Source organism: Pectobacterium cacticida, from assembly GCF_036885195.1.
GTDB lineage: Bacteria > Pseudomonadota > Gammaproteobacteria > Enterobacterales > Enterobacteriaceae > Pectobacterium > Pectobacterium cacticida.
Genome location: NZ_CP133656.1, coordinates 3,586,788 through 3,603,926 on the forward strand (window position 1 = coordinate 3,586,788; position 17,139 = coordinate 3,603,926).

Annotated in this window: 14 protein-coding genes; 5 read left to right on the plus strand and 9 right to left on the minus strand. The window is 52.4% G+C overall.

Annotated elements, in window-relative coordinates; genetic code table 11:
- Positions 1 to 202: 202 nt before the first annotated feature.
- Both RFN81_RS16335 and RFN81_RS16340 read left to right on the plus strand, forming a co-directional pair.
- Complete coding sequence (locus RFN81_RS16335) at positions 203 to 2,152, plus strand: methyl-accepting chemotaxis protein (RefSeq protein ID WP_264496830.1); 1,950 nt, start codon at positions 203 to 205, stop codon at positions 2,150 to 2,152.
- A 278-nt stretch (positions 2,153 to 2,430) separates the two neighbouring features.
- Positions 2,431 to 3,276 carry an MBL fold metallo-hydrolase gene (locus RFN81_RS16340; protein WP_319800184.1) on the plus strand — a complete coding sequence of 282 codons (846 nt, stop codon included), beginning with the start codon at positions 2,431 to 2,433 and terminating at the stop codon, positions 3,274 to 3,276.
- Between the two features lie 167 nt (positions 3,277 to 3,443).
- Here RFN81_RS16340 and RFN81_RS16345 read toward each other — a convergent pair whose 3' ends face one another.
- The 5 genes from RFN81_RS16345 to RFN81_RS16365 all read right to left on the minus strand — a co-directional run bounded on the left by RFN81_RS16345 (position 3,444) and on the right by RFN81_RS16365 (position 8,689).
- Positions 3,444 to 4,634, minus strand: a complete 1,191-nt coding sequence (locus tag RFN81_RS16345; protein WP_264496831.1) for a serine hydrolase domain-containing protein — start codon at positions 4,632 to 4,634, stop codon at positions 3,444 to 3,446.
- Between the two features lie 129 nt (positions 4,635 to 4,763).
- A complete protein-coding gene (locus RFN81_RS16350; protein WP_264496832.1) occupies positions 4,764 to 5,813 on the minus strand; it encodes an NAD(P)-dependent alcohol dehydrogenase in 1,050 nt (349 codons plus the stop codon).
- A gap of 260 nt (positions 5,814 to 6,073) precedes the next feature.
- Entirely contained in the window at positions 6,074 to 6,892 is an 819-nt protein-coding gene (locus RFN81_RS16355) for an ABC transporter ATP-binding protein (RefSeq protein WP_378928721.1), read from the minus strand.
- Positions 6,889 to 7,653, minus strand: a complete 765-nt coding sequence (locus RFN81_RS16360; RefSeq protein ID WP_264496833.1) for an ABC transporter permease — start codon at positions 7,651 to 7,653, stop codon at positions 6,889 to 6,891. Before RFN81_RS16360 ends, RFN81_RS16355 begins: the two co-directional genes overlap by 4 nt.
- Before the next feature lie 16 nt (positions 7,654 to 7,669).
- A complete protein-coding gene (locus RFN81_RS16365) occupies positions 7,670 to 8,689 on the minus strand; it encodes an ABC transporter substrate-binding protein (RefSeq protein WP_264496834.1) in 1,020 nt (339 codons plus the stop codon).
- A 171-nt stretch (positions 8,690 to 8,860) separates the two neighbouring features.
- Between RFN81_RS16365 and RFN81_RS16370 the strand changes: the two genes are divergently transcribed.
- Positions 8,861 to 9,052 (plus strand): hypothetical protein, encoded by a 192-nt coding sequence (locus RFN81_RS16370; RefSeq protein WP_264496835.1) that lies wholly within the window; start codon positions 8,861 to 8,863, stop codon positions 9,050 to 9,052.
- Positions 9,053 to 9,282: 230 nt separating this feature from the next.
- Here the strand turns inward: RFN81_RS16370 and RFN81_RS16375 are convergent, their stop codons facing one another.
- Positions 9,283 to 9,684: an H-NS family nucleoid-associated regulatory protein gene (locus RFN81_RS16375; RefSeq protein WP_264496836.1), complete on the minus strand. Its 402-nt coding sequence runs from the start codon at positions 9,682 to 9,684 to the stop codon at positions 9,283 to 9,285.
- A gap of 532 nt (positions 9,685 to 10,216) precedes the next feature.
- The gene (locus RFN81_RS16380) at positions 10,217 to 11,221 is read right to left on the minus strand and encodes a LacI family DNA-binding transcriptional regulator (protein ID WP_264496837.1); all 1,005 of its coding nucleotides are present in this window, start codon (positions 11,219 to 11,221) and stop codon (positions 10,217 to 10,219) included.
- Between the two features lie 315 nt (positions 11,222 to 11,536).
- On the opposite strand from RFN81_RS16380, the gene RFN81_RS16385 reads away from it, so the two are divergent.
- Entirely contained in the window at positions 11,537 to 12,733 is a 1,197-nt protein-coding gene (locus RFN81_RS16385) for an L-talarate/galactarate dehydratase (protein WP_264496838.1), read from the plus strand.
- Positions 12,734 to 12,806: 73 nt separating this feature from the next.
- Entirely contained in the window at positions 12,807 to 14,117 is a 1,311-nt protein-coding gene (locus RFN81_RS16390; RefSeq protein ID WP_264496839.1) for an MFS transporter, read from the plus strand.
- A gap of 161 nt (positions 14,118 to 14,278) precedes the next feature.
- On the opposite strand, the gene RFN81_RS16395 is transcribed toward RFN81_RS16390, so the two are convergent.
- Positions 14,279 to 15,466 (minus strand): aromatic amino acid transaminase, encoded by a 1,188-nt coding sequence (locus RFN81_RS16395; RefSeq protein WP_264496840.1) that lies wholly within the window; start codon positions 15,464 to 15,466, stop codon positions 14,279 to 14,281.
- Positions 15,467 to 15,480: 14 nt separating this feature from the next.
- On the minus strand, positions 15,481 to 17,127 hold the full coding sequence (locus tag RFN81_RS16400) for a thiamine pyrophosphate-dependent enzyme (RefSeq protein ID WP_264496841.1): 1,647 nt from the start codon (positions 17,125 to 17,127) through the stop codon (positions 15,481 to 15,483).
- Positions 17,128 to 17,139 lie beyond the last annotated feature (12 nt).

Here is a 17,139-nt window from a genome sequence, read left to right on the forward strand (position 1 = left end):
ACGCTTATAACTCATTGAATAATTGAATTTATTTATTAAGTTACCAGGTGGTAGACAAAATAAAGCGAACTTTTTTTACAGAGAATGCTGAAGTCAGCGCTAAACCATTGCTTCATGAAGCCGAAACTACAATAACTCACTGTTTATTTTTACAAACTGCACCTGTCAGGAACGGACCGTTTGCAGCTTATGGAGCACGCTCATGAAATCCCTTCATCACATCTCGATCCGTAGTAAGCTCATTCTTGCGCTTCTTCCTCCTCTCCTTGCCTTGTTATGGTTCAGCTTGTCTGGCGTTATGGAGCGTCGCGACACCGAAAATGAGATGATCCGTATGGCGAAACTCATTGCGCTGGCGCGTGATGCGGGCGAATTTGCCCACCAGCTACAGCGGGAGCGCGGATTAAGCGCCGGATATTTTGGCAGCCAGGGGAAAAACTTTGGTGCGGAACTCACCACTCAGCGCCAGGAGACCGATCGCGCGCAACAGGTACTGGCGCGCACTACCGCAGGCCTGACCCAGGATGAACTGGGATCGGCGGTTAGCAAAGATCTCGATAACATCATGCAGAATGCGCAGCAAATTGACGAATATCGCCGCAATGTCGATAACCTGTCGATATCCGTTACACAGGCGCTTGGCTACTATTCCGATTCCGTTAGTTATCTGCTGAATATTGTCGGGGATATGACCCACCTGGTCAGCGACGGTGGTATCGCCCAGCGGCTGGCCGCTTATTACAGCTTGTTGAACGTTAAGGAGCAGGCCGGCCTCGAACGCGCCGTGCTCTCCAACGCATTCTCAGCCAATCGTTTTACTGACGGCATGTTTGAACGGCTGAACCAAATGGTCGGTAAAGGGGAAGCGTATACCGCCGCCTACAACATGTTCGCCAACCCCGACCTGCGTCAGGCGTTTGAACAAGCACTGGCCACTCCTTCCGTCCAGCTCGCGCGCCAAATGCGCGATAAGGCCATCGCTTCTCCCGATGGCAATTTCAATATCGACGCCAGTGAGTGGTTTAACCAGCAAACGGCGAAAATCGATGAGTTGAAAAAGATTGAGCAGCTTGCCGCCCTCGATCTGGCCACTCAGGTGAGCGCTTTATCCGCCGATGCACGCCGTTCCTGGATGAGCTATCTGGCGGGCGCCCTGATTTCTTTACTCATGGCGTTCGGTTTAGCATCAATGATTATGCGCAGTATCAGCGATCAACTTCAGAACACACTGATCACCATTCGCGAAATGGGCGGCGATCTGACGCGCCGCCTGCGCGTGCCGGGAACTGACGAACTTTCGCAACTGAATCAGGCCTATAACGCCGCGCTGGAAAATATCGCCAACATGGTGGTGAGTGTTAAACAGAGTTCACAAACCATTGGTCGCGCCAGCAGCGAGATCGCCAACGGCAATCAGGATCTCGCCCAGCGTACCGAAGAACAATCCGCCTCGCTGGTACAAACGGCCAGCAGCATGGAGGAGATTACCGTCACGGTAAAACAAACCGCCGATTTTGCCGGGCAGGCGCGCCAATTGACCACGGAAGTCGACGATCAAGCTCGCCGTGTTGGAACCATCACCGAAGCGGCCAGCGCCGCGATGGAAAGTATTCAAAATGCCAGTCAACGCGTAACGGCGGTCGTTACCGCCATCGACGCCATTGCCTTCCAGACTAACCTCCTGGCGCTAAACGCCGCCGTAGAGGCTGCGCGAGCGGGGCAACATGGTCGCGGATTTTCGGTTGTCGCCGCGGAAGTTCGCCAGTTATCGCAGCGTAGCGCCGACGAAGCGGGTAAAATCCGTACGCTCATCGCCGACAGTATTGCTAGCGTCAGTGAAGGGTCGAAGCTGGTGAACCAATCCAATCAGGGAATTAATGAGATCGTCAATGGCACACGCAAAGTACGCGATCTGGTTAATGAAATCGCCGTCGCGGCTGATGAACAATCGCTGGGTATCGCGCAAATTAACGAAGCGCTTAGCCAACTGGAAATGGTAACTCAACAAAATGCCACGCTGGTTTCGCAGGCTTCTGTCGCCAGTCAACTACTGGATGAACAGGCGATTGAGATGGAGTCACTGGTGAGCCGCTTCAAGGTTGATGACAGCGCGGTCGTGTCGCCGTCACAGCACGCGCTGTTATCCAGATAGCATTAACCAAGAAGTCACGCTAACCACCGTTTCGCCATGAAATCACGACGCCATCTACGCCTCCCAGGCGGCTGATGGCGCCTTCAGCCACGCGCAATGTTGTCCGCACAGATTTACCCATGCCGCACTAAACCCATTATCAGCCTAGATATTCTGGGTAAAGATTTTCTTACGAATAAACATTCTCTCTGTTTTTTGCAGTAGGTTACTCTTAATTCGCACATCGTTCATGCATGTGCCCTTTACCACCCTGAACTCAGCACTGATTGCCCAGGAATATGATGATGAACAACGCGAAACTTCCCTACCAGCAGATCGGAGAATGGTCGATCACCGCTATCAGTGACGGATACCTTTCCGCAAGCCTCGACCTACTGACCAACATAGATCCGCAGGAAGCGATCAGGTTGCAAGAGGACGCGGGGATCCGCGATCCCGCCGCAATCCACATCAACTGTTATCTGATCAGAGGAAACGGCCACACGATACTTATTGATGCTGGCGCGGGTAGCGCCAGGCCATTGAGCGGCAAACTCATCGCCAATCTTGCGGCGGCAGGCGTGCACCCATCCGACATTGATACTCTCCTCCTGACCCATGCGCACCCCGATCATATCGGCGGTTTACTGGATTCAACGGGGCAAGCTATCTTCCCCAATGCCGAGTTGGTCGTCCACCAGCATGAAGTTTCCTTCTGGGAGGATGACGCCCATCTCAGCCGGGCAAACGAACGCACGCGTGGTAGCTTCCTACTGGCCCGGCAGGTGTTTGCAGGCTATCGGGAAAGGCTCCGCCTCTATACGCAAGGTGACGTGCTACCCGGTATCAGCGCGATGCCGCTTCCAGGCCATACCGCCGGACATTCGGGTTATCACCTCGAATCGAATGGTCATCGCGCATTAATTTGGGGTGATATCGTGCATTTCCCTCAAATCCAGATCGCTCACCCCTCGGCATCGATCGCCTTCGACCAAGACCCAACCCTTGCCGTCGCTACGCGATCGAAACTGTTGGATATCGTGAGTGCCGACAAGATCCTGATTGCTGGTATGCACCTCGGTGAACTCGGATTCGCGCATATCGGCCGGACGAGCGGGCGCTACGAGATCCTTTACGAGGTTTAAATCGGCAAAAACCGGCGCAAATAGGCCAGTCGTTCGATTAACGCCGCCAACAGGTCGCGTGCCTCTCGGGTGCTAGGCATTCGGTGTCGATGTGGGTCAGGAGGGATCGTCCAGCGAGGAACCGCGGCGACACGCGACAGCCGCCATGCGTGCGGGTAGAGTCTTCATCATCGCGCCTCCAGTGCGCCATAAATGGCATCGCGCAGGTCGGTGACGAAGCGTCCAGACATGCCTTCATACAGCGTATTGGTGAGGGCGACGACGCTCAGCGCTTGAGCTCGATCCACAAACCAGGAATGGCCGTAGACGCCGCCCCAGCGCCAGGTGCCTACCGATTCGGGAGAGGCGGCCAATGTCGGATCGAGCAAGACCGAGAATCCCAGCCCGAAACCGAATCCCGGCGCATCAGGCACGCCATGTCCGGCTGTCTGATCCCGCGCCATCTCCTCAATCAGTGCGTTGGGCAGTAACGCGCCATTCCCCTGACGCAAAGCTTCCAGCAGACGCAAAAAATCGGGCGCCGTCCCCGCCATGCCCCCACCACCCGAAGGAAAGGCTTGCGGATCGAAGATACGCGACGGGCTGTAAGTTATCCCCATTGCGTCCTCGGAAGCTGAAACCGTCTCCCCCTCGGCCAACGGGTGCGGCTGCGGCGTGTCGTTGACATAGGCCGTCGCCACGCGCTGGGGATCGCGAGCGACAAAATCGGTATCGATCATGCCCAGGGGGCCAGTCACGAGTTGGCGTACGGCGTCGTCCAACGTCGTGCCGTGAACGCGCGCGATGAGCGCGCCCAGCACGTCCGTCGCCAGTGAATAAGCCCAAGACGTGCCGGGTTTATACAACAGCGGTACGCTGGCGAGGCGGCGTAGATTTTCCGCCAAACTGATATCAGACTTATCTATGCCGTCCGACACGCCAGCGCGGGCGTAAGCGTCGGTATCGTCGGCGGTAAGGAAGCGGTAGCCAAGACCCGCCGTATGGCTAAGCAACTGCCGTACGGTAATGCGCGCCGGGCTGCCATCCGCCAGCCGCGGCTGAAATTCTGGTAGCCAGCGTTCGATACTCGCATCCAGACCGAGTCGCCCTTGCGCTACCAGCATCATTGCCGCAGTGGAAACGATGGGCTTGCTTACCGAAGCCAAGCGAAACACCGTTTCAGCGCTCATCGGTCGTTTGCTTTCACGATCGGCAAGACCCGCCGCCTGCTGGTGGATCAAGTGGCCATCGCGCGCCACGAGGATGACAGTACCGACCAACCGCTGGTCATCCAGCGCCTGTTGCACAACGGCCTGGATACGTTCGGACAAGTGCGCAGGTGGGGCACCTCGACGCAGCGGAAATAGGGAACGCGCCATAGCAAACACCTCGATTTAATGAGTCACGCCTCAATAAATAATAGAGAGCTTTCTATTGAAATAAAAATTGCGCATCGCCTGAACCAAGATACACCGTACCAAACGTCGGTACGGTGAGGGAAAAGCCAATTAGGCGCTCAGCGTCGCGTTATCAATGACAAAGCGGTATTTCACATCACCCTTGAGCATCCGCTCGTAGGCATGATTGATTTCATCCGCGCGAATCAGCTCGATATCTGCAACGATCCCGTGCTCGGCGCAGAAATCCAACATCTCCTGCGTCTCAGGAATACCGCCAATCATCGAGCCAGCCAGCGTACGGCGCTTCATGATCAGGTTGAACACATTAGGCGAAGGATGGGGTGATGCAGGCGCGCCTACCAGCGTGAGTGCGCCATCGCGCTTCAACAGAACTAAAAACGCATCCAGGTCGTGCGGCGCGGCAACGGTGTTGAGGATAAGGTCAAAACTGCCGGCATGCGCCGCCATTTCTTCCGCATTACGAGAAACCACCACCTCATTGGCGCCCAGCGCTTTTGCATCTTCGCGTTTAGATTCAGAGGTGGTGAACGCGACAACATAGGCCCCCATGGCATGCGCCAATTTGATTCCCATGTGACCTAACCCACCGATACCCACCACGCCGACTTTCTTACCCGGCCCGGCATTCCAGTGGCGCAGTGGTGAATACGTGGTAATTCCCGCACACAACAGCGGCGCGACGGCGGCTAAGTCCGCCTCGGGATGACGGACATGTAACACATAGCGTTCATGCACGACGATGTGCTGAGAATAACCGCCGAACGTCCAGCCAGGCTCATCGGTTGTCGGGCCGTTATACGTGCCGACCATCCCGTCGCAATAGTTTTCCAAACCATCGTCACACTCTTTACAGTGGCGACAACTGTCCACGATACAGCCAACGCCAACCAGATCGCCGGTCTTAAAGGCAGACACATGTGGCCCTACCGCAGACACCCGTCCGACAATTTCGTGGCCGGGAACGCAGGGAAAATGCGTTCCTGCCCATTCAGCACGCACCTGATGCAGGTCCGAATGACAGATACCGCAATACGCAATCTCGATTTGAACATCGTGCGCGCCTGGCGTACGTCGGACGATCTGCAATGGCTCAAGAGGTTTGTCGCCCGCATGGGCTCCATAGGCGTGTACAAGCATGGCTATTTTCCTTTTCTGTTGAGAAACCGATCGTATAAAACAGCGATCGCGTTGTGTAACCGACCGTGTAGAAGAATCGATGACGCGAAGAAACAGGATATTTTCCTTAATGCCAGAGTAAACAGATATAACATTTCCCCTGTTTTCTTGCCCAATTCTCCATTTTTACTTGCCCGCGCTATCCTATTACCCACCCCAGCTTGTTATATCCCGTGTAATGACCACTATGTTCTTTCTGGAACGATCGGGTTGATCCTTTTTTATCCGGCCATTTCGCGTTTGAAGACTTCCAGCGTATGCGCCTTGACGCGGATAAATTCAGGATCGCTCATCGCTTCCGCACCGCGTGGACGTGCTAAGTTAAATGGCACGATCTCCGACACCGTCGTGGGCCGGCGCGTTAGCAGCAGAATTTCGTCCGCCAGAAACACAGCGTCTTCCAAATCGTGCGAAACAATAACCATCGTTACACCGGTCGCCAACTGCACTTCTTGCAGTTTGTCGCGGATGAACAACGTCATTTCAAAATCCAGCGCGGAGAATGGCTCATCCAGAAACATCACCTCCGGCCCCGTTGCCAGCGCCCGCATAATACACACCGTCTGCTGCTGTCCGCCCGACAGTTCATAAGGGTAGCGTTGCAGGTCGAAACGAATATCAAACATCGCCGTCAGTTCGTCCATCCGTGTCTGAACATCCTGTTTGCGCATGCCGCTGCGCACCAGCGGGTATGCAATATTCTTCCAGGCGCTCATCCAGGGAAAAAGCGCATCACGATAATTCTGAAACACATAGCCAATTCTGGTTTCTGCCAGCGTTTTGCCATCGAACAGGATATCGCCGCTATCAACGGGGATCAGCCCGGCAATCATGTTCATTAGCGTCGACTTACCGCAACCGTTCGGCCCGAAGATCGACACGATCTTGCCGCGTGGCAAATCCAGATTTAAGTCGGTATAGAGCGGCTGCCCTGCAAACGACTTGTTTAAACCACGGATGGTTACGTGAGTGTTCGGTGCCGGGTAAGGCGGCAACGGTATCGCCAGTTTTTCCACTGGCGCGTTATGCGATGTCATCATGCCTTGCCACTCCAGTGAACAATGCGTTTTTCTGCGATTAAAAACAGCACGTTAAGTAGATATCCCAGTGCGCCAGTAATCAGAATAGACGCGTACATATCCCGAATATTGAACACCTGCTGAGCATCGATGATGCGGTGCCCTAACCCCGTTTCGGAACCGATAAACATCTCTGCGACGATCACGATCACCAGCGCCATTGAAACGCCGGTACGCAACCCGACAAAGGTTTGCGCCAGACTTTCCAATAGCATGATGTCCTTAAAAATATGCCAGCGGGAGATCCCCATCACCTGGGCCGCCATCAGACGGGTTTTTTTGGCGTTCATAACACCATAAGCGCTGTTGAATAGAATCACCAGAACGGCGGCAAAGGCCGAGATGGCAATTTTATTTGCGTCGGTGATGCCAAAAATCAGCAAAAATAACGGGATGAGCGCTGATGATGGCGTAGATCGGAAGAAGTCGATCAGAAACTCCAGACTACGGTAGATCTTTTCATTGCTGCCCAAAATAACACCCAGCGGCACGCCGATCAGCGCAGCAAAGCCAAAAGCGGCCAGCGTGCGGTAGAGCGTTGCGCCAATATCCGTCCGCATGCTGGCATCGGCAAAGGACTGGAACAGATAGCTCAACGTGTCGATTGGTGAAGGTAATAAAATGGGATTTAACCATTTCGCGCTAACCGCCAATTGCCAAAAGAGAAAAAGCAGAATCGGGCCGACGGCGGGTAATAATTTAGACGTCCAATGCTGACGCATAACCGCATCTCCTCTCTTAAGGTTGATAAATCAGGCGGCTAACATCTACTGGCTGCCGGAAGATCTTTCTTTCGGTGAACACATCATAAAACCGCTGGAACCACGCCAGATTGTCGCCTTTTAGTTCGTCATACATCACAAACCCGGGTAGCGGCACCTCTTTACTCAGATCGGCTTCAATACTGGTGTACCCGGTAATGTTCTCGCGCGCCGCTTCTGGATTTTGCTGAATAAATTGCACCGACTTGGCATAAGCCTGTGTGAAAGCCTTCGCCTCAGCCGCTCGGCTTTCGATGAACCCACTATTTAACGCCGCCGCCCCCCCAAACCATGGCGCTTCTGCATCGCCGAGCACATAGCGTGAGATGACGCCCGTCTCCAACGTGCGTGATAGCCCTTTCAGCCGCCCGACCGTCCCGGTAGGTTCCAGCGTGTAAACACCATCAATCTGACCGGCGGCCAGCGCCGCGACATGTTGGCCCACTGGCAGTTCTGTTACGCGCAGCTCATCTGCCGTAAAACCATTTTTCTCCAGAATGATTTTGGTCATCACCACATTCTGAATACCCGGCCCACAAGCAATACGTTTCCCCTTCAGCTCGGCAATGCTTTTTACCTCGCTATTTAGCGGCACCAGAAATTCATCCAATACCATCCGGTGGTTAGACGGATTCGAGCAAATGATCTTGAACAAGTCAGGGGACGTTATCGCCCCTAACCCTAATGCGCCTGTAGCCGTACCATTGGCGCAGCCGTGTATCCGCCCGGTAATCATCCCTTCTACAATCTGCTGCGGGCTGGCGAATTTCACGGCGCGTACGTTCAACCCCGCGTCTTTGAAAAAGCCGCGCTCAACGCCGACATAGAGAGGTAAACCGCCGACAATTGGCCAATAACCAATTCGGATCTCCTCCTCCCCGGAGGCGAAAGCAATGCCGGGCAATAGACTGTTTAGCGTTATCGCCCCGGCACTAACCGCTGACCACGCCATTAATTGCCGACGTTTACGATCGATCTTGTCATTGTTGTTTTTCATTATGTTTCCCCTTCAACGATACCCGAGCGGCGGCCGATCATTGCCAGCCTGAAAAAATCGTGGCCTAAGCCAAACCATCTTGTACACAAGACGGTATATAAGCCTAAGCACAGGGCGTGCCAGGTTGGTTGCCCGCTAAAAACCGCCTAAATCAACGGAGCCGGGACATCAATGCACCAAAAAAAAGCAAAATATGGGCAGCGTTGCATTATGTGTGATGCAGAAGTCAATGGTGTGGGGATTACCCGCGAATCCACATGGCTACCGATAATAAAATCGCTGAAAGGGAATTTGACGCAACAGGCGAAAGAAGGGGGAACGACGCTTTCTTTGCCGCTATTTCTTAAAAAGCGGTTTTTCTGATAAGAGGGGAGAATGTCAGGAACTATCGTCCCTAATTATCGTACATGGCCCGTGTAGAGGCGATGGCTTTAGGATATTAGGGTGCGACGCGTGGTTTGTCGCATTAATACCAGATTTTTCAACCTGGCCGATTTTAATAACTGGTGCCGGATAATCTAATTTGGGGATAACACGGTACATATTAAATTTTGGCAGCTTAAGAACCGAGGAAGCTGCCAGTTATATATCTGTCAGATCTCGAAATCTTCCAGCTTTTTACCGTTCTCAATCGCAACAGCAATCGCTTTCGGCGTGCGGCCCTGGCCCGTCCAAAACTTTTCATTGCCGTTTTCATCGACATATTTATATTTCGCAGGACGAGGCGCACGTTTAGATTTCCCTAACTTGACAGTAGAGACTGCGCCAAGCAATTCAGATGGATCGATACCATCTTCAAGAAGCTGAGCACGAAGCGCTTCAATCTTGGCCTGACGTGCAGCATTTTGTTGCTGTACACTGGCCTCTTCTTCACGGCGATCTTCTACAACGGCAGTGAGCTTTTCCAGCATTTCTTCTAAGGTGGCCAGATCGGTTTCACGCGCCTGAGCACGCAGAGTCCGAATATTGTTTAATACTTTTAACGCTTCGCTCATGGTTTATTATCCTGGTGGTTATTTATCCGTTTAATCATAAGATGCGTACCTTAAATTAGCAACATTAAAAATAATATCCCCGATATCAGCCAACGGGCAGGAAATAAGTCAATTATCGTCGAAATATAGATAAATATTTCAGGATAGATTATGCCTTGCAGTAAAGTAATGCGGTTACTTCTTAGGGAAAACGCTATCAGCATACGGCGTTTTCAGGCGCTACGGTAGACGGTAATTTATTGACATATTCCCTATCACACATTGGCGCTACCATACTGAAACCAACGCTAAACCATGTTTCTGATAAACCTGATGGATCATTGGCAATGCCGTTGGCTGAACGATATGTTGGCTAAAAATATGTTGAAACGCAGGCTAATAATCTATATCGACCATTTTTCGGAACCGGTTTCTGGCGTAATAAGGAACTAAACACTGCCGTATTGACTGTTCCCCGGCCTGAAGGCCGAGGTTTCCCGGAGGCATTCTGATGAATAAACGGCAGCGCTGCCATTGGCTAATGGGATAGGTTCTAAGTCGATTCCCGTTCAATCAAACGGAAACCTACATCGATAATCACGTCATTGTTAGTAAGGTGTTCGATCTTGTCCGCTAATAGGGCTGCCGCTCGCTGCCCAATGGCGCGTCGGTCAACATTGACGGTTGTGATCGCCGGGCGGTTACTGGCTGAAAAATCAAGATCGCCAAAGCCAATTACCGCCACATGCTTTGGAACCTGGTAACCTCGGCTTTCGGCTTCCATGATGGCGCCCTGCGCCAAGGTATCTGAGCTACACACAACAACATCAACGTCACTTTCTGCAAAGATTTTCGCCAGCCCTTCTCGCCCCATAGAAAGCGAGGCCGGTAGCGGAACATCAACTTGGGCAACCAGGCTAATGCCTTGGTGCGTCAACACTCCGCATAATCCCTGTTTACGTTGGGCTGCACGCCGATCTCCCGTCCAAATCAATCCGGGACGACGATAGCCTTTGCGCAAGATAAATTCCCCAATGGTTTGCCCAACCTTTTCATGAGAGAAACCCACTAACATATCAAGGGGCGTCGGCGTAAGATCCCAAATTTCAATGACCGGGATCGCCGCATTAAGAATGATTTTCTTAAGTTCAGCCGAATGATGGATGCCCGTCAGCACCACGCCATCAGGACGACGCGATAGTAAGGTGGCAACCAGCTCTGCTTCCGTTTGTTCTGTATACCCCGCCACGCAGAGCAAAATATGATACCCACGCAGGGCAAGCTCATCGCTAAGCGACTGGATGGTGTCGACAAACATATTATTGTTGATTTGAGGAACAACAACCGCGATCAACTTGCTGCGCCGGGTAGCAAGCCCTCCCGCCAACGCATTAGGAATATAGCCCGTCGCGCGCACGGCGAGCATCACTTTCTCAACGGTCTTCGGCCGTACAAGCTGTGGCGTGTTGAGCGCACGGCTCACCGTCATAGGCGATAGCCCTGCACTACGGGCAACATCTTCCAGCGTAGGGGCGCGCGGCGGTTTGGGGCTCTTCACCGTAAATTACCTGTAAATTGAAGCTTGTCCTTCCGTGCATTATTCATCATGCCTTGGGCTATTGCCAGTTATCTCCATTTAAGCCTCTCATTACTAGGCGTTTTCTTGTGAACTCTCGGCATAAATGTTTGCGCAAACATTATGGTATATACATCTGCCCAAAATTCGTTGTAACGTGAGATATCTTACAAAATCCGCGAATTACCGCACTGAATCTGTGACTCATCGTTCAATTTTTCATCATAAAGCTAGTAAAAACAGGTGCATTTAAATATTAATGTTAGCGCAATCATTTAATAATTATTAGGAGGCATCATGTCTTTAAGCGCTAATTCCGAAACCGTGTCATACGCCAAGGTAGAAAACGCCAAAACCGCCGCCGAAACAGGCGACCGTATCGTGTGGGTAAAACTATCACTCGCTTTCTTACCGCTTGGTACACCGGTCAGCGACGCAAAAGTATTAACCGGACGGCAAAAACCGTTAACAGAAGTGGCAATTATCATTGCGGAAATTCGCACGCGTGACGGGTTTGAAGGCGTAGGTTTCAGCTATTCCAAGCGTGCCGGTGGCCAAGGTATTTATGCGCATGCGAAAGAAATTGCCGACAATTTACTCGGAGAAGACCCGAACGATATAGACAAGATCTATACAAAACTGCTTTGGGCGGGTGCTTCCGTCGGGCGTAGCGGCATGGCAGTTCAGGCTATTTCCCCCATTGATATCGCACTTTGGGATATGAAGGCCAAGCGTGCGGGACTGCCGCTGGCAAAACTGCTAGGCGCTCACCGCGATTCTGTACAGTGTTACAACACCTCAGGCGGTTTCCTGCATACTCCGCTCGATCAGGTGCTAAAGAATGTCGTGATTTCGCGCGAAAACGGCATCGGCGGCATCAAACTGAAAGTGGGGCAACCCAACTGCGCCGAAGATATTCGCCGCCTCACCGCGGTTCGCGAAGCACTGGGTGACGATTTCCCATTAATGGTCGATGCCAACCAGCAGTGGGATCGTGAAACGGCCATTCGCATGGGGCGTAAGATGGAACAGTTTAATCTGATCTGGATTGAAGAACCGCTCGACGCCTATGACGTTGAAGGGCACGCCCAGCTTGCCGCAGCGCTCGACACCCCTATCGCAACCGGCGAAATGCTGACCAGTTTTCGTGAACACGAACAGCTTATCCTGGGGAACGCCAGCGACTATGTACAACCGGATGCGCCGCGCGTCGGAGGTATCTCTCCCTTCCTGAAAATTATGGATCTCGCCGCAAAACATGGGCGCAAACTAGCCCCGCATTTTGCGATGGAAGTCCATCTGCATCTCGCAGCGGCTTACCCGCTTGAGCCATGGCTGGAACATTTCGAATGGCTGAACCCGCTATTTAATGAGCAACTTGAATTACGTAATGGCCGCATGTGGGTATCCGATCGCCACGGCCTGGGATTCACGCTTAGTGAACAGGCGCGTAGCTGGACGCAATTAAGCTGTGAGTTTGGCAAACGACCTTAATCATCGTTGGCGGGATCTATTCCCGCCCTCTTACCCTACAGAAATCATTCTGCCCTTATTCCAGGAGTAGATAATGAACACAATAATAAAGCGCACTAAAGTGCGCTACAGTATTCTCGTATTTTTATTTCTTGCTACCGTATTTAATTATGCCGACCGCGCAACGTTATCTGTCGTCGCGCCAATAATGAGTAAAGAGTTAAACTTCGATCCAGAGGCAATGGGGTTAGCCTTTTCTTCATTCGGTATCGCATACGTTATCATGCAACTGCCAGGAGGCTGGCTGCTAGACAGGTATGGCTCCCGGTTGGTTTATGGCTGCGCACTCATTGGCTGGTCGCTGATAACCATGCTCCAGGGGACTATTTATCTGTATGCCAGCCCATTATTAGTATTAGTTATCCTGCGTCTGCTAATGGGAGCAATCGAAGCACCGGCTTTCCCCGCTAATAGTCGGCTGAGTGTACAATGGTTTCCAAATAATGAACGTGGATTCGTCACTTCGGTTTATCAGGCGGCGCAATATATTTCCCTGGGAATTGTAACGCCACTGATGACTATTATTCTTCATAACCTAAGTTGGCACTTCGTTTTTTATTATATTGGCGCGATTGGAATAGTACTTGGAATATTTTGGCTCACTAAAGTCAAAGATCCGATGCATCACCCCAAGGTCAACCAGCAAGAAATTGATTATATTCGCGACGGCGGCGGTGAACCCTCGCTGGGAAGTAAAAAGGAACCCCAGAAAATTACGCTCTCACAATTTAAGAGTGTTTGTCTGAATCGAATGATGATTGGCGTTTATATCGGCCAGTTTTGCGTCACCTCCATCACCTGGTTCTTCCTGACATGGTTTCCGACATATCTCTATCAGGCAAAGGGCATGTCTATTCTTAAAGTGGGCTTTGTCGCCAGTATCCCAGCGATTGCAGGATTCATCGGCGGCTTGCTTGGCGGCGTGTTCTCTGATTTTTTATTAAAACGCGGCTACAGCCTGACCATCGCGCGTAAATTGCCGGTTATCTGTGGCATGTTACTTTCTTGCATCATTATTATCGCCAACTACACCTCTTCTGAATTTGTTGTCATTGCCGCGATGAGCCTGGCTTTCTTTGCTAAAGGTTTTGGCAATTTGGGCTGGTGCATATTGAGCGATACCTCCCCCAAAGAGGTTCTGGGTATTGCTGGCGGTGTGTTCAATATGTGCGGCAACATGGCAAGTATTGTTACCCCGTTGGTCATTGGCATCATCCTGGCCAATACGCAGTCCTTTGACTTTGCCATCCTATACGTTGGCGCAATGGGGCTGACTGGCTTGATTTCTTACCTGTTTATCGTTGGGCCGCTGGAGCGTATCACGCTAACGCCTTCCGCGGCCTGATTATTTGGCAACACGATTCGCCTCGCTGTTCCGGGTTTGAACTCCCTCGGAACAGCTTTTTTATAACAAAATTCGTGTGTGCCTCACCCGATATCCAGGGTTACAACCGTCATTTAAATTGCCTGATGACCGGTTTTGAGATGTTCGCCTGAATGTCGGCCTCAAAGATCGGAAAGCGCCTCGGCAACGGCCTCCAGATTCGAGTCGTTCAAACCCGCCACGCACATACGCCCACTGCGGATCAGGTACACGCCATGTCGCTCACGAATACGGTCGACCGCTTCTGCATGTAGCCCAGTGTAACTAAACATGCCTTTTTGCTTCAGCAGATAACCTACGTCTAGCGTAGGATTTAGCGCTTTCACCTTATCGAACAATGCCTGCCGCATCTGAAGCATGCGTGTGCGCATAGCGTCGAGCTCCTCGCGCCAGGACGCGCTCAGGTCGGCATTAGAAAAAATTGTGGCTACCAGCTCGGCCCCATGTCGAGGCGGATTGGAATAGTTTGCACGCACGGTGCCTTTTAACTGCCCCATAACCCGTTGTGCGATGTCCACGCTTTCACAAATGACCGAAAGTGAGCCAACACGTTCGCCGTATAGCGAAAACACCTTGGAAAAAGAATTGCTCACAAGACCGGCGATTCCGGAACGCGCCAATGCGCGAATGGAATAAACGTCTTCGGGTAAACCACTACCGAGGCCCAGATAGGCGGCATCAAGAAATGGAATAATCGAACGCTTACGGAACAAGGCGTAAAGCGTATCCCATTGCTGTGCTGAAAGATCCATGCCCGTTGGATTATGGCAACACGCGTGTAGCAGCACGATACTGTTAGCGGGCAAGGAATCAAAAACGTTGATCATGCGCACGAAATCAATGTCTTTGCCACACTCATCTAAATACGGATAACGGTTCACCTGAAAACCGGCATTGGCGAAGATGGCTACGTGGTTATCCCATGTTGGATCGCTGACCCAAACTTGAGAGGTTGGATAGTAGCGTTTGAGAAAATCAGCCCCGACACGTAATGCGCCAGACCCTCCGAGAGATTGGATGGTGCAGATACGCGCGTCATCCATCGCCTCTCGTTCGCCGAAAAGATAGGTCTGAACGGCTTTACGGAATCCTGGATGCCCCTCCATCGGTAGGTACAAGTTAGCCATGGCAGGCTGCATATCGACCAGCGCTTTAGCTCGCCTGACCGAATTGAGCACGGGCACCTGGCCCCGCTCGTCGTAGTAGAAGCCGATACTGAGGTTAACTTTTTGCGCGCGCTCATCGCGCTGATAGTCATCCATTAAAGATAGGATCGGATCTCCGGGATAATTCTCGACGTGTTCAAACATGAAAGTAGTCTCTATCAATGGGGAAAGGTCGGATGCAGGAATTTCCAGGGGCTCGCTTCGATACCTCGCGGCATAGTCACTTCAATCAACACGGGTCGATCGGCTGCCAACGCTTGTTCCATCACAGGGCGTAATTGCGCAGGGGTACTAACCCGCGAGGCCTGCACGCCAAAAGATTCAGCGAATTTCACGAAATCAGGGTTGACCAGCTCCGATCCAAGAAAACGCCCGTCGAAGCTCTCCTGCTGATCGCGATAAACGTTGCCAAACGCATTGTTATTGAAAACGATAGTGACCAAATTCAATTTGTACTGTACGGCAGTCGCCAGCTCCTGAGCCGCAAACATAAAACCACCATCCCCACAGATCGATACTACCGCTTTATCGGGATGGGCGGCCTTAACGCCCAGCGCGGTCGGGAAACCGAAGCCCAATGTCCCCTGATGTCCAGACGTCACCAGCGTGCGGGGCTTGTATACGGGAAAACCGAAGATCGAGGTAAAACCAACCTGGGAAATTTCCTCAATAAAAAAACCGTCGCGTGGCAATACGTCGCGAATTACCCGCAAGTAATCAAGTTGTGGTTGTACCGATTGTATTTCACGTTCGGCCGCCGCCTTGGCCTCGGCGATCGCAGCGTCACGACACTTTGGTGAACCCACACGCAGAACCGCTTCAACTAGCGCATTAGCCCCTTCGGCGGCATCGGCGATCACGTTGATCTGCGCCGGGATACGGCGCACTTCAGCCGGATCAATATCGATGCGAATGAGTTTGAGCCCTGCTGGCACGTACCGCCAGCGAATATCCAGCAACTCGAAACGCGAGCCTATGACGACGGCCACATCAGTATGCGGCCATAATTTAGCGCCAGCCGCGACAGTAAAGCCAAGAGGATGCTCATCGGAGACCACGCCGCGACCTCCGCGAAAGCTGACTACAGGCGCGCAGAGTACTTCCGCCAGTTGGCTAACTTCGGCACTGGCCTCAAGCGCGCCGGAGCCGACGAAAATCATCGGCGCCCGCGCGCTAGCCAGCAATTTTGCCGCCTGTTCCACGGCGTCACAGTCGATAGGTGGCGTTGGCTGTAAAGCCAGAGGCGGCTGCAACCTGACGGCGGAAACACGTGTGAAATAGTCCCATGATGCTTGAAGAGAGACTACGCCGGGTCGACCGGACTGCATTTTTTGGAATGCCTGCGCGATCTGCCAGGGCGCATCGGTTGGCTGTTCAATGTGAGCAGCCCACTTGCCGATATGTTGAAGAACGTCCAACTGCCGAGGCATCTCATGAAGTTGCCCTCTGCCTCGGTCTTTGAATCCGCTCATCACATCGCCGGTGAGCGCTAATACCGGCGTGTTACAGCCGTGAGCTGTTAGCATCGCCGCACTCGCATTAAGAATACCGGGACCGGGTACGACGGTGAAAACCCCCGGCCGACCTGTAGAGCGCGCATACCCAAATGCCATATAGGCAGTAGTTTGCTCATGACGAGCGCCAAGGGTACGAATAGCCTCGCTATGACGCGCCAACGCGTCAGTCAGGCCATAGATTTGCGCGCCGGGGAGCGCAAAAACCGTGTCTACGCCGTGTACCCTGAGACTTTTTACCACGGCGTCTCCACCCGTAAGCTGTTGGACAGCCTCATAATCGGTTTTCATAAAAATCCCCAT

Bases quoted from the DNA above. Each gene is read 5' to 3' on its own strand.
- RFN81_RS16355 (WP_378928721.1), bottom strand. From the start codon at position 6,892: ATGATGACATCGCATAACGCGCCAGTGGAAAAACTGGCGATACCGTTG.
- RFN81_RS16395 (WP_264496840.1), bottom strand. From the start codon at position 15,466: ATGTTTGAACACGTCGAGAATTATCCCGGAGATCCGATCCTATCTTTA.
- RFN81_RS16390 (WP_264496839.1), top strand. From the start codon at position 12,807: ATGAACACAATAATAAAGCGCACTAAAGTGCGCTACAGTATTCTCGTA.
- RFN81_RS16400 (WP_264496841.1), bottom strand. From the start codon at position 17,127: ATGAAAACCGATTATGAGGCTGTCCAACAGCTTACGGGTGGAGACGCC.
- RFN81_RS16385 (WP_264496838.1), top strand. From the start codon at position 11,537: ATGTCTTTAAGCGCTAATTCCGAAACCGTGTCATACGCCAAGGTAGAA.
- RFN81_RS16360 (WP_264496833.1), bottom strand. From the start codon at position 7,653: ATGCGTCAGCATTGGACGTCTAAATTATTACCCGCCGTCGGCCCGATT.
- RFN81_RS16370 (WP_264496835.1), top strand. From the start codon at position 8,861: ATGCACCAAAAAAAAGCAAAATATGGGCAGCGTTGCATTATGTGTGAT.
- RFN81_RS16375 (WP_264496836.1), bottom strand. From the start codon at position 9,684: ATGAGCGAAGCGTTAAAAGTATTAAACAATATTCGGACTCTGCGTGCT.
- RFN81_RS16340 (WP_319800184.1), top strand. From the start codon at position 2,431: ATGATGATGAACAACGCGAAACTTCCCTACCAGCAGATCGGAGAATGG.
- RFN81_RS16335 (WP_264496830.1), top strand. From the start codon at position 203: ATGAAATCCCTTCATCACATCTCGATCCGTAGTAAGCTCATTCTTGCG.
- RFN81_RS16345 (WP_264496831.1), bottom strand. From the start codon at position 4,634: ATGGCGCGTTCCCTATTTCCGCTGCGTCGAGGTGCCCCACCTGCGCAC.
- RFN81_RS16350 (WP_264496832.1), bottom strand. From the start codon at position 5,813: ATGCTTGTACACGCCTATGGAGCCCATGCGGGCGACAAACCTCTTGAG.
- RFN81_RS16365 (WP_264496834.1), bottom strand. From the start codon at position 8,689: ATGAAAAACAACAATGACAAGATCGATCGTAAACGTCGGCAATTAATG.